This is a genomic window from Rubrivivax gelatinosus (assembly GCF_016583785.1).
Taxonomy (GTDB): Bacteria; Pseudomonadota; Gammaproteobacteria; order Burkholderiales; family Burkholderiaceae_C; genus Rubrivivax; species Rubrivivax gelatinosus_B.
Genome location: NZ_NRRU01000237.1, coordinates 1 through 583 on the forward strand (window position 1 = coordinate 1; position 583 = coordinate 583).

The window sequence follows — 583 nt, forward strand, 5'->3', positions numbered from 1 at the left end:
GCTTTCCGGAAAGGCGATCCGCGAAGTGCCGCCGGAGCGTGTGAAGGAGCTGGTGCGTGATGTCGATACGCCGGACAGCGAGGCGATTTTCGTGAGCTGCACCGATCTGCGGGCACTCGAGGTCGCCGAGGAGCTTGAACATGAATGCGGCAAGCCGGTTTTGACGAGCAATCAGGTCACGTTGTGGGGCATCCGCAATGCCCTCGGCGGGGTTCCCGCGGTCACAAGTTACGGGAAGCTGCTGGCATGACCCTCAACCCGCAAAGCGCCGAAATGTCTTCGACGCGCCTTTATGAAGCGGAGACCTCGCCCGATTTGATCGCTGAGCGGTACGGCCTTGCCCGCGAGGCCGTCATCGACTTCTCCCTCAACGTCAACCCGTTCGGGCCGCCGCCGGCTGCTGTCGAGGCTGCACAGCGCGCCTGCGGCGCCATCCACCTTTATCCCGACCTCAATTATTCGCAGCTGCGGCGGGCGCTTGCCGCGCGCCACCGGGTCGATGAAGGGATGTTCTTCTTCGGCGCCGGGCTCGACGACGTCATCAAGCTCATTCTGCAGGCCTGGACGAGTGCGGAGGATGACG

At 63.6% G+C, this 583-nt stretch carries 1 protein-coding gene and 1 pseudogene; both read left to right on the top strand.

The window, feature by feature from the left end; all coding sequences use genetic code 11:
- Positions 1 to 250: aspartate racemase/maleate isomerase family protein (locus tag CKO43_RS25585; RefSeq protein ID WP_455710413.1), on the top strand; the 250-nt coding region annotated here is incomplete at its 5' end.
- Positions 247 to 583, top strand: a pseudogene (locus CKO43_RS25590) (hypothetical protein); the annotation flags it as partial. The gene CKO43_RS25585 and the pseudogene CKO43_RS25590, both read left to right, overlap by 4 nt.